We start from the raw sequence: 14768 nt of genomic DNA on the forward strand, positions 1-14768 counted from the left end.
CCGCAAGTCGAAGCGACGACGCGCCGGATCGGAATAGTCAAAATGACAACGAGACCGCGATGTGAATTTTCCGGCACGATGTCTTGCAAAATCGCCAGTGATTAAGGCTTTATTGCTATTCACCTGAAAGGACGGTCCTGTCAACTTTTGAGTATACCAATCCCCGTCTGACTCTATGACTGTCACGCCACGCCTCGGGAAAAACGTCTCCAATGCCTTCGCTTTGGTCGCCACGCTCACGATGATGGCGCTGCTGACGCTGCTTGTCATCGGTTTGGCCAGCCTGTCGGTCATCAGCCTCCGCAGCGGCAGCCGCGGGGAAGCCGCCGCGACGGCCAGAGCCAACGCCCGGCTCGCCATTACGCTCGCCATTGGCGATCTCCAGCGCCATCTCGGCCCCGACCCGCGGGTGTGCGCCCCGGCTTCGATCTTCGATGCCGACCCGGCCACCGCGGAGATCGACGGGGTGCGCCATCCGCACTGGCTGGGAGCATGGGAAAGCGCCCGGTCCACCGGCAAGGCGTGGCTGGTGACCCCGTGGTCGCGCGACGATGCGGACGGCGGCTTGCGCGACGCCCGGGCGACCGGCGATTGGTCGCGCGACAAGCCCCTCGGCTGGCTCGTCAGCGGCACCCATGCGGACCAGCCGGTCGATCCTCTGGACAGCAGCGCGGACGAGGACTGGATCACCCTGTCGGCCGGGGGGCCGGACGGGTCGGAGGTGAAAGTCCCCACGGTCCGCGTTGAATCCGGTCGCCATGCGTGGTGGGTGAGCGACGAGAGCGCCAAGGCGAAGCTGGATCTGGCCGATCCCCTCGCGGGTGCCGCACCGTCGGCCGATGACCCCGCTTCCTACCGCCGGTGGCTGCTGGCTCTGAGCAATCAGCCCGGCGCGGTCGATGCGGCGCTGGAAATCGGCGAAAAGGACAAGCAGCGGCTTTCGTCGCTAGCCACCCTCGACCTCTCCTCGCCCGCGACGACAGCCAAGGCGGCCGCGCGCTTCCACGATTTCACCGTGTGGTCGGTGGGTTTGCCGGTGAATGTCCGCGATGGCCGGCTGAAGCGCGACCTGAGCGTGTTCCTGAAGTCCTCAGGCAATCTGCCGGATCTCAAAGTCGCCGGGAAAACCCTCGCGCGCGGACTCGCGGACGCCGATCGACTGGTCGGGCCGGCCAATCAGAACGCAGCGCGCGACATGGGCGTGTCGTGGACGACCACCCGCCACCAGCGGTCCTCGCCGACCTTAAGGCTGCTGCGCGAGTGGGCCGCGCTTGCGACAAAATTCGAACCCGGCAAGGTGAAAGGAGATGTCATCCCCGTGGGCGCCGCCCCATCACCCCTGCTTTCGGGGGACGACTCGTTTGACGGCACCAACCGCAAGCCGGCGGGGCTGGCACCCTACGACTCGCCCGACATTTCACCCGTGCTGGTCGAGGGCTCGCTCTACTACAATTTGGCAAGCGAGCCGGTGAGCCCGGGCCTTCCCAGCACCCAATATCAACTCGTGGCCCATCTCTACCCGCGCGCCGCCATCTGGAATCCCTACAACGTGGCACTCCGCGTCCCGGCGACCACCCTGATGCTCCAAGCCAATGGTTCCAAAGCCGTGGAGATTACCCCCGAAGGAGGTGCCAAGGAAAAACTCAACCTCACTTGGGGACAAGGAGGCGCGCTGGGGGGCACGCTTTATTTCCAGATGTCGGCAGTCACCCTGGACCCGGGCACTTGCGCGGTTTTCAGCCCGACCGGGCGCACGCCGTACAGCGACACGGCGCTGGGCGGGAACTCGCTTTCGGCGTCCGTCGCGCCGTCCACCGCGCGCGGATTTACGGTGAAAATCGGCACGCCGCGGGCCAAACGGCCGCTTGAGTTCCGCGAGGTTCCCGGCGGGGTGCAAGCAGAGGATTACCGGATGCTGTGGAAGCTTGGCAGCGCGACTTCGGTCGCCGCCTTCACCGGCCTGCCGCAACTTTCGTTCGTCTCCTGCGCGCTCCAGTACGGGGACAACAAGGAGCTACCCGTGTCCTGGAACAGTTCGAATCCCGCACCAATCAACGACTTGCGCAGCGGCGGGAGCTTGCCGCCGCCCGACACCCGCACGCGCGACGGGTTCCGTCTGCGCTGGTTCGAAGAGCACCCGTCGAACCTCTCTGGCTCCGGCAGCCTGCAGGGGACCCGGCATTTCGACATCGCCCCGCTGGCGAACTGGAACCCGCGGGCCTCCTACTCGCTGCGCAGTCCCTACGAAAACCTCACCGATGTCGCGCCGCACTTTTTCGGAGCCTACACGCGGGATCTCTTCGACCAGAGCGTTTCGTGGGACGATCTGATGCCGGTACCCGATTCCGGCATTCAGAGGGGAAATCCTTTTGGTCGCCCCATCGAAAGCCCCGGCCCGCAAGTGATCTTCGAGATCCCGCGCAAGGGTGTCGAAATGGTTTCGCTCGCTCAGTTCCGCCATGCCAAGCTTTCGCCCTTCATCTGGCATCCCTCCTTCGCCATCGGCAATTCGCTCGCCGATCCGCGGCTCGAGGACCGCACGGACCGCAGCGCCCCGCCGCCGCGGAACAGCGGGGAGAAGGAGCACAACGGTTGGAACGAGAAGCTGATAGGCTACGCCAACGACGGCCGCACCGGCGGCAGCGAGGGCAACGGCCAGTGGGCCTTCTATGCCCGCTGGGCCGTCGGCGGCCTGCCTGACACCGAAGCGCTGGTCCACGATCTGTCGTTCGAGGTCAACCACTCGCTGTGGGACGACTTCTTCCTCTCCACTGGCAGCGCGGCTGGATGGCGGGAGGCCCTGGGTGCGCCGGATAAGGGCTTGATGCAGAACCCTCGTCACCGGGTACTCTTTCCCGCCGCGAGCGAGAAGGAAACGCTCGCCAACCTTGCGGACTTCCACCGGGCCGCATTCCACCTCGGCATCGATGGCGGCTTCAACGTGAATTCGACCTCGGTGGATGCCTGGACCGCCGTGCTGGCGGCCACGCGGGATGACTCCGGGGAGTCAACCTTCCCGCGCCTGCTGGACGAGACCGCGGCACCGTGGAAAGCGGGCGACCCCGCGGATTCGCGCGGTGCTTGGAGCGGCCGCCGTGTCCTGGACGACGCTGAAGTCCGGTCACTGGCCGAGGCCGTGGTGGCGGAGGTGAAAACCCGTGGTCCCTTCCTCTCCCTCTCCGACTTCGTCAACCGCCGCTTGGCGAAGGGCCCGAGCGGGCGGGCCGGAGCGCTCGAGGCGGCGATCCAGCGCGCCGCCTTGAACAAGGACTTCGACGACACCTACCCCCTCGCCACCCAGAAGCTCAAGGACTACGCCCACCCGGATAACATCGCCGACGCCACCCGCATCGATCCCGGCTTGATGCCGCCGTCGAAGGCCTGGGGTGCGCCAGGCTACCTCACCCAAGCCGATGTCCTCCAGCCGATCGGCCCTATTCTCACCGCCCGCGGGGACACCTTCACCATCCGCGCTTATGGCGATGCAGTCGATCCCGACGGCAAGGTGCTTGCCCGGGCCTGGTGCGAAGCCGTGGTCCAACGCATCCCTTCCCCTCTTAATCCCGACGAGTCCGGCTTGAATCCCGCGAATCGTGCCACTCTGGGTGACTTCGGCCGCGCCTTCCGCACCGTGTCCTTCCGCTGGCTCAACGCTGCGGAACTGCAGCCTTCCTCGTGAACCCCGGCAGCTCCCCCGGGAAACCCGGAAGATCGCTGGAGTTAGAGCACCGGTTCGCGATGCACCAGCACGGGCAGCGCTTGTCGTAGTGCCTCGCCCTCCGGAAGTAAATAATGGCGAGCGTGCGCTCGCCGCCTGCCTTTTTGACAGTAGGTATTGGAAAAACGCAGGCCGGGTTTCGCGTATAAGGATGCGTGCTTGCATTGCAAATCATTCATGCGCTTTCAAAGCGGGTCGCGTCGGCGTTGTCGCCGGTGCTTCTGACTGTCGGGGGATTGGCAACGGCCCATGCCGAGGGCTTGCCGATGCAGCGGCATGATACAGGCCGTTCTGGCGCGACGGATGAACCCGTCCAGACAACCGCCGCGAAGTTGGACTACAACCGCGACGTCCAGCCCATCCTCTCCAACTACTGCTACCACTGCCACGGGCCGGACACCGCCACCCGCGAGCCCAAGGCCCAGCCCTTGCGCTTGGATATTCGCGAACAGGCACTGGCCTATGTTGGCAACAACGGCGCGCGCAGCATCGTCGCCGGCAAGCCGGACGAAAGCGAACTGATCCGCCGCGTCGAATCGCACGACCCCGAGGTGATGATGCCGCAGGATAAAGAGAAACTCCTGAACCCGGCTCAGATCAAACTCCTGCGCGACTGGATCGCCCAAGGTGCCGAATTCCGCGACCACTGGGCCTTCGAAAAGCCGGTCAAGGCTGCCCTTCCAAAGGTCTCCGACGAAGCCTGGTGCGAAACCCCGGTGGACCGCTTCATCCTGGCGAAGCTCGATGAGGCCGGGCTCAAGCCCAACGCCGAAGCCTACCGCACCGCCCTCATTCGCCGCGTGACGGTCGACTTGAGCGGTCTGCTGCCCACGCCCGGGGAGGTAGCGGCCTTTACCGCCGATCCCGCGGACACCGGCACGGCCTACGCCAAGGTCGTGGACCGCCTGCTGGCCTCGCCGGCTTACGGGGAAAACCGAGCCCGATATTGGCTCGACTACGCCCGATACGGCGACACCCACGGCATCCACGTGGACGCTTACCGTGCCATATGGCCCTACCGCGACTACGTCATCAAGAGCTTCAACGAAGACAAGCCCTTCGACCGTTTCGCCACCGAGCAGTTGGCCGGCGACCTGATGCCCGGCGGTGGCCTCGACGCTCTGGTCGCCACCGGCTTCGTGCGCGCGGGCTTGGCCTCGGGCGAAGGTGGCACCATCCCTCAAGAGCTGTGGGTCAACGTCAAACGCGAGCGCACCGAGGCCTTCACCACCGTCTTCATGGGCATGACCGGCGGCTGCGCCGTATGCCACGACCACAAGTACGACCCGATGACGGCGAAGGATTTTTATTCTCTAACAGCGTACTTCGGCAACGTGGCCGAGAAGCCCTACCACAATGACAACGACGATTGGCCGCCCTTTCTGGTGCTGCCACCGGAAGCCGATCGCGCGGCCTTCGACGCGGCACAGTTGCGGAAGTCCACGGCACAGGGCGAACTCGACGCGCTCTACGCCGCCTCCGACGTCGGTGTGGTCGCTTGGCTGGCCGGCCCGGATGGCCCCAAGGACATCGATCCCAAGGACCTCTCGGCCCGCTTTCGCCTGAACCGCGACGACGGCACCGGAAAGGACCATCCGCAGGACAAGGTCATCCGCGACCAGGTCTCGGGCAAGGAATACCCTTTCGAGGGCGCGCCGCCCTTGTGGGATGAATACCCTCTGCTCACCGGCTCCTTCCGCCTCGACAACAACACCCGCTTCCAAGCACCCGACGTCGGAAATTTCGAAAAGGACCAGCCCTTCACCGTCTCGACCTGGGTGCGTTGGAACGAGGAGCCGCTGGGGCAGGGTGCCGCAAACGGCGGCATCGTCTCGCGCGTCGACGGTGCCACGCTCAAGGGCGGCTGGGAACTCGAAGGGTTCGGCGGGCGGATCCGCCTTTACCTGTTCGGCGACTGGCACAATGCCGACGCCATTGCGGTGCTCTCCAAGCCCGCCATCCCGCGCACGGAGTGGGCACATGTTGCGGCGACGTACGACGGCTCGGGCAAGGCCGCCGGGGTCAAGATCTACCTTGACGGCAAGCCGGTGGAGGTGGAAGTCGGCAAGGACAGCTTGACCGGTTCACTCAAGACCGCGACCCCATTGAACTTGGGCCGCCGCGGCGGTGCCGATGCCACGGCCAACCCGCTGCGTGGGCTCGGACTGCTGGATGTGCGCATCTACCGTCGCGCGCTGGCCGACGATGAGATGATCCGCCTGCCGTGGCTTGCCCCCTTGGCCGAAGTCCATGCCGCCAAGCCGGACTACCAACGTTGGACCCCCTTCGAGAAGGACGCCGCCCGCGACGCCTACTTCGCTAGGGAGGGCACTGCCGGCGGCAAGGTCAAGGTGCTTAAGGAAGCGATGGCCAAGGCGCAGGCCGAGATGGACGCCTTGTCGGCCAAGACCAAGGTCGTCCACTATCAGGGGGCCAACAAGCCCGAGGAGAGCAAGAAGGTCAGCGACTCCCTGACACAGATGTACGAAGGCACGCTCGGCTCCGGCACCCTGATCTGCCGCGAGAAGCCTACCCCCGCGTTCGCCCACGCCCTCTCGCGTGGCGACTACGGTTCCCGCAGCGAGCGCGTGTATGCGCAGACCCCCTCGTTCCTGCCCCAGCCACCGCAGGGCACCCCGGCGAATCGCCTGGGTCTGGCACAATGGGTGACGATGAAGGACAATCCGCTCACCGCCCGCGTGACGGTCAATCGCGCTTGGAACGAAATTTTCGGCATGCCTCTGGTCGAGTCGACCGACGACTTCGGCATCGTCGGCGAACGCCCCAGCCACCCCGAATTGCTCGACTGGCTGGCGGTGGATTTCCAGGAAGGCGAGGGCAAGGATTCGGCGTGGAAATTCAAGCGTCTCTACCGCCAGTTGGTGATGTCGATGGCCTACCGCCAATCCGCCGTGGTCACGCCGCTGCCCGCAGAGAAGGACCCGCGCAACCGCCTGTGGGCGCACGGCCCGCGCCACCGCGTCGATTCCGAAGTGCTGCGCGACATCGCCCTGCAGTCGGCCGGCCTGCTCAACACCGAGAAGCGCGGCGGGCCCTCGTTCCTCGGCTACCAGCCCGACGGCGTGTGGACCAATTCCTACCCCTCGGACACTCACGTGTATTACCGCCACAAGGGGCCGATGCTCTATCGCCGCAGCTTGTATCAGTTCGTAAAGCGCACGGCGGTCCACCCCGAGCTCGACATCTTCGACGCCACTGACCGTTTGACTTCGTGCGCGCGTCGCAACCGAACCAACACGCCTTTGGCCGCGCTGGCGCTGATGAACGACGTCACCTTTCTCGAAGCAGCCCGCGTGCTCGGCATCCACGCCATGCAGTCATCGCCCGAGCCCAAGGCTCGTCTCGACTTCATGGCCCAGCGCGTCCTGTCGCGTCCGCTTGCGGCAGAAGAAGTAGCCGCATATCTCGCCCGCTTCAACAAAGTGAAGGCGCACCTGACCGAAGAGAATGCGAAGAAGCTACTGGCCCAGGGCGACGCTCCAACTCCAGCGGAACTGCCTCCGGTCGAAGTGGCTTCCTGGATGAGCATCGCCAGCATCCTGCTCAACACCGACGAATTCCTGAACAAGTAGTCCGATGTCTAAGCCCCACCCTTGCTCCGACCACCACGGCGAAGCTCCCACCGTTTGGAACTTGCCCATCCCGCGCGACCTCAAGGAAGAGTGGAAAGCGGCGGTCACCCGCCGCCACTTCCTGCACCTTGCCGGCTCGACCTTGGGGGGCTTGGGTTTAGCCCACTTGCTGGCCAAGGACAGCGCGTCGGCCTCCTCGGTCAGCGCTGCCCTGGGCTCGCTCGGCGCCCCTCACACCAAGGGCAGCGCCAAGCGCGTAATCTGGCTGTTCATGGCCGGCGGTCCGCCGCACCAGGACATGTGGGATTACAAGCCGCGCTTGGCAGAGTTCGACGGCCAGGACATCCCGAAGGAAGTACTAGGCGCTGACTTCAAGCCCAGCGGCATGACAGCCGGCAATTCTCGCTTCACCGTCAAGACCAGCCCCTTCAAATTCCAGCAGCACGGCCAGAGCGGTCGCTTCGTCAGCGAGGCCCTGCCTTGGACCGCCAAGTGCGTGGACGACATCGCCCTGATCCATTCGATGTACTCGGACGCGATCAACCACGAGCCGGCCATCATGCTGATGAACACGGCCGCCATGTTTCCCGGCCGCCCGGCGCTTGGCGCATGGATTTCTTACGGCCTTGGCAGCTTGAACGCCAACCTCCCCTCATTCGTCGTGCTCAACTCCACCCAGCTTCCCGGGCTCTCGGGCCAGCCGGTGACCCCGCGCCTATGGTCGAGTTCCTTCTTGCCTACCGAACACGCGGGCGTCGCACTGCGCGCCGGTGCCGACCCGGTACTCTACCTGCGCGACCCAGAAGGCATGGACCGTGCCTTGCGGCGTAACCTGCTCGACGGCGTGGCCGAGCACAACGAGCGCACCTTCAAGGCTCTTGGCGATTCCGAGACTCACGCTCGGATCGCCCAGTACGAGATGGCCTTCAACATGCAAATGAGCGTACCGGAACTCACGGATTTTTCCGACGAGCCGGAAAGCACTTGGGAACTCTACGGCCCGGACGCCAAGAAGCCCGGCACCTTCACCTACAACTGCCTGATGGCCCGCCGCATGGCCGAGCGCGGCGTGCGCTTCACCCAGCTCTACCAGCGCGGCTGGGATTTCCACGGCGGACTGCACGGCGGCATGAACGCGCTGTGCGGCGCTACCGACCGAGCCTGCTACGCCCTGATCACCGACCTGAAGCGCCGCGGCTTGCTCGACGACACCCTTGTCATTTGGGGCGGCGAGTTCGGCCGCACCACCTACTCGCAGGGAGATGGCCGCGACCACCACGCCAAGTGCTTCACCAACTGGATGGCCGGCGGCGGCGTCAAAGGCGGCGTTTCGCATGGCCAGACCGACGACTTCGCCTTCAATGTCCTGAATCCCGGGGACAAGGTGCATCCGCGCGACTTCATCGCCACCGCCTGCCACGCCTTGGGCATCGAGTCAGACCGCCTCACCAAGCGAGTCCTTGGCGTGGACCTGAAGCCCACCGGGGTCGAACACGGTAAACGGATCGAGAGCATCATGGCGTAATGCTGGCTTTCGGCATCCTCACTGAACCTCCGCACTATCACGCATCGTTCCCGGCACCGAGCCAGCGTGAGCCGATCCGAGGATTGAAGCGGACTGGATAGCCGTCCGGAAGTAAATAATGGCGAGCGTGCGCTCGCCGCCTGCCTTTTTGCCAGTAAGTATTGTAAAAACGCAGACCAAGTCTCGCGTATATTTCGCGTATAAGGAGACGTGCTTGCATTGCAAAACATTCATGCGTTTTCAGAGCGTGCCCGGCGGGCGTTGTTGCCGGTGATTCTGACTCTCGGAGGATTGGCAACGGCTCATGCCGCGGGGTGGCCGATGCAGCGGCATGATGCAGGCCGTTCGGGCGCGACGGATGAACCCGTCGAGGCGGCGCGCCTGGCCGAGTCATGGACGCTCACGATGGCCGTGCCGCGAACCGCCTGGCCGAAATCTGCGCGGTGGGATGCCTTCAATCTGATCTCGAACATGCTCTCGGCGCGCATCTGGGACGCGTGTTACCAAGCGTGCTCGGATGGGCAACGGCTTTACATCGCCTCCTCTACCGAGGACGCGGTGATCGCCGTGGATCTCACCACCGGCAAGGAGCTGTGGCGGTTCACCTGCGGCGGGCCGGTGCGGATCGCGCCTTCGTTAGTGGGCGACCGCTTGCTTTTCGGCTCCGACGATGGCTTCGCCTACTGCCTCTCCGCCGCGGAGGGCAAGTTAGTTTGGTCGATGAATCCCTCACCCGGATCGCGGCGGGTGATTCACAATGAAAGGGTGATCTCGCCCGCGCCCGTTCGCACCGGGATCGTCGTGCGCGAGGGAACCGCCTATTTCGGCTGCGGTCTGACCACTTTGGACAAGGGTTGGATCTGCGCCGTGGATGCCGCCACCGGCAAGGCGGACGGTCGGGGCCGCTACGTCCGGGAGATGCCAGGACAGACCATCGAAGGTCCGCTGACGCTCACGCAGAGCCTGCTGATCGTGCCGCGTGGACGCCTCGCTCCACTTTCGCTCGATCGTGAAACGGGATCGACGCATTCGCAGATGGCAGGCAGCGGCGGACCCTTTTGCGTGGTGATAGAGGACGGCCAGCAATTGCGCTCGAATGATGCGCGGGAGGGCGAGGCGGCGCTTTATAAATCCACCGGCGAGAAGATGACGTCGGTGGGCAAGGGCTCGGCCATCGCTGTGCGCGGCGAGCGCGCTTACATCGTGGTGGATGGCCACTCGGTACAGTCGATCGACCGGAAGACCGGCGCGATGGCGTGGAGCCGTGAGGTCCCCGGCGCGGGCGAGGTGATCGTTGCGGCGGACACTGTCCTCGTCGGAGGCGAGGGCGTCGTCATGGCCTTCTCCTGTGACGAGGGGAAAGAGCTTTGGAAAGGCAAGGTCGCAGGCCGGGCCCTCGGGCTGGTAGCGGCGGGCGGGCACCTCATCGCATCCACCGACCTCGGACACCTGCATGCCTTCGCTCCCACCGCTCCCGTAGCGGCCCCGATCGCCGGAGCCAATGACGCGGCGCATGAGCAGACACCTCCGCCGATGCCGAAGGTGCCGGTGTTCTCCTCCAACAGCCTGATGCTCCGCTACGTCTTCCATCGTACTGCGATGGCGGGGAGCGATGGCAAGCCCCTCACCGGCGGGACGAAGGCCGGAGTGAAGATCATCGACACCTGCCAGAGGACGCCCGCCGTGCTCACCAGCTCCGCGGCGATGGTGGCCATGCGGGGCAGCGGCGAGGCGATCGTGCTCGATGGCAGCAGCTACTACACCGCCACCGATCTCGGCGTGAAGAAGATGCCGTCCGAAGAGATCAGCGTCGAGGCTTTCGCCCGCATCAACCGCGCGCAGAGCTGGGGTGCGGTGATCGGTTGCCTCTGCGACGATGGCAGCGACGAGCGCGGCTGGATTCTCGGCGTGCGCGGGCCGTCGTTCGCCTTTGGCCTTGGCACCGCGGGCAGCAAGATCGACTACGCCACGGCACCTGCCGAGTTATTCAACGACGGCTGGCACCACCTCGTCGGCACCTACGATGGGAAGATGATGCGCCTTTACCTCGATGGCCGTGAGGTGGCCGCGATGGCGAAGACCGGACCGATCACCTATCCCGATGAAACGCCGGTAATCCTAGGCGCCTACAAGGACAAGGACGAATGCTTCCCGGTGCAGGGATCGCTGCACGAGGCCCGCGTCTGGCGGCGGTGCCTGTCACCTGGTGAGATTTCCAAATCCTACTCCAGCAAGGCCGAGTTGTTCCTGAATGGAAAGGCGGCGAACGCTCTGCCGCCGGTGCCGCGTTACGATGAGATCACCGTCGGTCCGTTCACGCGTTTCCTGGGCGCCGGCAAGGCCGAGGTCACCTGGGCGACGGCGAGCGCGATGCCGAATGAAGTGCGGGTCAACGGCTCGTCCGGCAGCCGGGTGTGGGGGGAGGGCAGCGGTACCGGTCACCGCGTTGTCATCGAGGGGCTGGAATGGGGTCGGGTATATGGCATCGAGCTCGGTGGTCTGAAGGACCGTCCCTTTGAATTGGATACCGCCCAGGACCGCGCGTATGTCCCGCCGGTTGCCACCACGACGAACACCCTCGTTGCCGCCGCAGTGAAGGGCAGCCCGAATGGCCGCGGCATGGCGGCGGTGATCGGGGCGGAACAGATGGAGGCGGCGGTCGCCCTCGCGGCGGCCGGCTATCGGACGGTGATGATCGAGCCGGACGCGACGAAGGCCTCGCTCGCGCGCGCCACCCTCGGCTCCAGCATGCTGTTAGGAGATCACGTCGCGGTCATCGCGGCGGCGGATCTGAAGGATGCGACGCTGCCCACGGCCTTCGCGGCGATTGTGATTTCTCCTGCGATGGACGCCACGCTCGCACGTCGATTCGCACGACCCTACGGCGGCGCGGTGTGGACGCCCGGCGTCGAGGACAAGCCCGTTTTTGTCCGCACCGCACCGGAGGGTTCCGCGAGCTGGACCAGCCAGTATGGAGATGCCGCCTCAGCGCATTACGCCGGTGAAACCCTGCGGAATGCCGCGGGGGGCGATGATCTCACGCCGCAGTGGCTCGGCGAACCCGGCCCGCGGTTCCAGACGGACCGGCAGAACCGGAAGTCCTCGCCGCTGGCGGCGAACGGGCGGCTTTTCCTCCAGGGCTTCCAGCGGCTCCTCGCGCTCGATGCTTATTCCGGCGCGGTACTGTGGGGCGTGGAGACCCCGGGCGTAGCAAGATTCAATGTTCCGCATGGCGGGTCGAACTGGTGCTGCGATGGCGAGGCGGTGTATCTCGCCCATGGCCCCGTGCTCGATGTCTTTGATGGTGGCACCGGTGTGCTGTCGAACTTCCTCTCCAATCCAGTGCCGGAGCTGGAGTGGGGCCAAGTAATGCGGACCCGCACAAATCCCACCCCGCAGGGCCGGGAAATCCTGCTCGGCAGCTCGGTGCGCGCCGGGGCGGAATTCACCACTTGGTGGGGCAGAGGGAATTGGTATGATGGCACGCAGGGCGATTCGGTGAAGCTCGTGATGGCGGACGCGCTCTTCGCCCATGACGTACCGCTGAAGCGGAATGCCGCGCCGCGATGGCTCTACCGCGGACTGGTCGTCCAGCCGAGCGTCTGCAGCGCGGAGGGCAAGGTCTTCTTCCTGGAGCGGAAGTTCTCCAAGGATCCCGCTGATCGGAAGCTGACCCTCGATGAGACCGGCCAGACCTCGTTGGTGGCGCTGGATCTGGAGAGCGGCCGCGAGGTGTGGCGGAATCCGGTGGAGGTGAAAGGCCCGGCCACTGCCGCCTACGTGATTTCCTCGCGAGGCAAGGTGGTCCTCGAACTCGCATTGAGGAACGGCACCTTCGAAGTCAGCACCTTCGATGCCGCCAATGGCAAGCCGCTGTGGGCGGCCCCGCCGGTGAAGTGGGAGGCCGACCATCATGGCAAGCACATCTCGCGGATCGGCACCCAGGGCGAGCTGCTCTACCTGCGCCCGCGCATCTTCAATCTGGAAAGCGGCGAGGTGGTAAAGACCGGTTTCCCTGCGGGCCACACCTGCGGATCCTATTCGCTCGCGTCCAATTTCATGGTCGGCCGCATGGGAGAGCTGATCCTGTGGAACGCGAAGCAGGCGACTGAAACGCGGCTCTCACGATTCCGCCAGGACTGCTGGATCGGCGCCATCCCCGCATGCGGGATGTTGCTGGTGCCCGAGACCGGCGGCGGCTGTTCCTGCGGTGGATGGATGGAAACCAGCCTCGGCCTGATTCCGAAGATCACCGCGGCGGACTTTCCCTGATCGTGTCCCGAGGCTGGGTGTTCCACCAATAGTTTTTGCAATAAACCAATTTCGCCGCTTCCGCTCACCTGCCATCATTCTCTTATCCCTATGTCGAAGAACCCGATGGTGAAATGGATCGTCAGCTCCGTGCTGATCGCCGGAGTGCTGGCCAGCGGGCTCGTCTGGCTCAGCCGCGGCGGTCACTCCAACGGCACGGGCACGTCTGCGGGCAAGGAGCTGCAAGTCTTCTGCGCGGCAGGCATGAAGGCTCCGCTGGAGGAACTGGCGCTGCAATACGAGCGCGCCTATGGCACGAAAGTGAATCTCCAATACGGCGGCAGCGGCTCACTGCTGGCAACCATCGAGAGCACGAACCAGGGCGATCTCTACATCCCCGCGGAACTCGCGTATGCGACGAAGGCCCGCGACAAGAAACTCGGCATGGAAGTGATCGAGCTGGCGTCCATGAAGCCGGTGCTGGCCGTGGCGAAAGGGAATCCCAAGCACATCCGCGGTTGGCAGGATCTGCTCCAGCGCAGCGAACTCAACCTCGGCCTGTGCCACCGGGAAACCGCCGCGATCGGCAGCCTCGTCCAATTCGTGGCGAAGCAGCGCAACGAATGGGAAGGCCTTCTAAAAGCATCCGACGTCACCAAGAACACCGTCTCCGAACTCGCCATCGACCTGAAGGCCGGTGCGCTGGACGCGACCTTCCTCTGGGATCAGACCGTGGCGAGCATGGAGGGCCTCGAAGTCCTGCCCTGCCCGGAACTCGGGACCCGTCCGGTGAGCGTCCCGGCCGTGGTGCTTGCGTCATCCTCTTCGCCGAAAAGCACCCTTCACTTCGCCCGCTGGATCGCCTCGCCCGAACACGGCGCGCCGGTTTTCCGCCGGCATCATTTCGCGGCGACCGGGGGCGATGCCTGGCAGGAGTCCCCGGAAATGACGATCTACGCGGGCTCGGTGAACCGCCCGGCGGTCGAGCGGATTCTGAACTCGTTTTGTGACCGAGAGGGCGCACAAGTCCGCACCGTTTTCAATGGCTGCGGCGTGCTGTGTGCCTCGATGCAGGCGCTCGCCAACCAACCGGGCGGCACTGCCCCCGATGCCTACTACGCATGCGATGTCTGCTTCGTCCCGCCGGTGGCCGACCTCTTCCCGGAAGCCGTCCGCCTGACGGAAACCGATCTGGTGATCGCCGTGCCGAATGGCAATCCGGCGGGCATCCGCTCGCTGGCCGATCTCTCCAAGCCAGGCCTGCGACTCGGCGTCTGCGATGTCGAACAATCCGCCCTCGGTTTCCTCACCGATCGTCTGCTCGATCGCTCGGCGTTGAAGAAGGCCGTCGCCGGACGGGTGGTCGCACGCGCCCCGACCGGCGATCTGCTGGTCAACCAGCTCCGCGCCGGGTCGCTCGATGCCGCCGTGGTCTATCGGGCGAATGTGGCCACGCTCGGCCATGCGATCGATGCCATTGCGATCGACCATCCGGCAGCGAAAGCCGTTCAGCCGTTCGCGGTGGGGGACAAGTCGAAGAACAAGCAGCTCGCCAACCGTCTCTTGGAAACCCTGCGTGCGGGCAAGGAGGACTTCATCGCCGCCGGCTTCCGCCCGCTGGAGCTGGAAGAACCAGTCGCCTCGAAATCCTTCACCGCGCCCGGTTTCGAGAAGAACTAGC

General features: G+C 65.1%; 5 protein-coding genes. All 5 read left to right on the top strand.

Annotated features, from left to right (window positions below):
- Positions 1–175: 175 nt before the first annotated feature.
- Positions 176–3679 (top strand): hypothetical protein, encoded by a 3504-nt coding sequence (locus OKA05_RS08775; RefSeq protein ID WP_264486755.1) that lies wholly within the window; start codon positions 176–178, stop codon positions 3677–3679.
- Positions 3680–3933: 254 nt separating this feature from the next.
- Positions 3934–7311: a DUF1553 domain-containing protein gene (locus tag OKA05_RS08780; protein WP_264486756.1), complete on the top strand. Its 3378-nt coding sequence runs from the start codon at positions 3934–3936 to the stop codon at positions 7309–7311.
- A 4-nt stretch (positions 7312–7315) separates the two neighbouring features.
- Positions 7316–8836, top strand: coding sequence for a DUF1501 domain-containing protein (locus tag OKA05_RS08785; RefSeq protein WP_264486757.1), 1521 nt, complete (start codon positions 7316–7318; stop codon positions 8834–8836).
- Between the two features lie 270 nt (positions 8837–9106).
- Entirely contained in the window at positions 9107–13108 is a 4002-nt protein-coding gene (locus tag OKA05_RS08790) for an outer membrane protein assembly factor BamB family protein (RefSeq protein WP_264486758.1), read from the top strand.
- Between the two features lie 90 nt (positions 13109–13198).
- Positions 13199–14767, top strand: coding sequence for a substrate-binding domain-containing protein (locus OKA05_RS08795; protein ID WP_264486759.1), 1569 nt, complete (start codon positions 13199–13201; stop codon positions 14765–14767).
- Position 14768 lies beyond the last annotated feature (1 nt).

This window comes from Luteolibacter arcticus (assembly GCF_025950235.1).
GTDB lineage: Bacteria > Verrucomicrobiota > Verrucomicrobiia > Verrucomicrobiales > Akkermansiaceae > Haloferula > Haloferula arctica.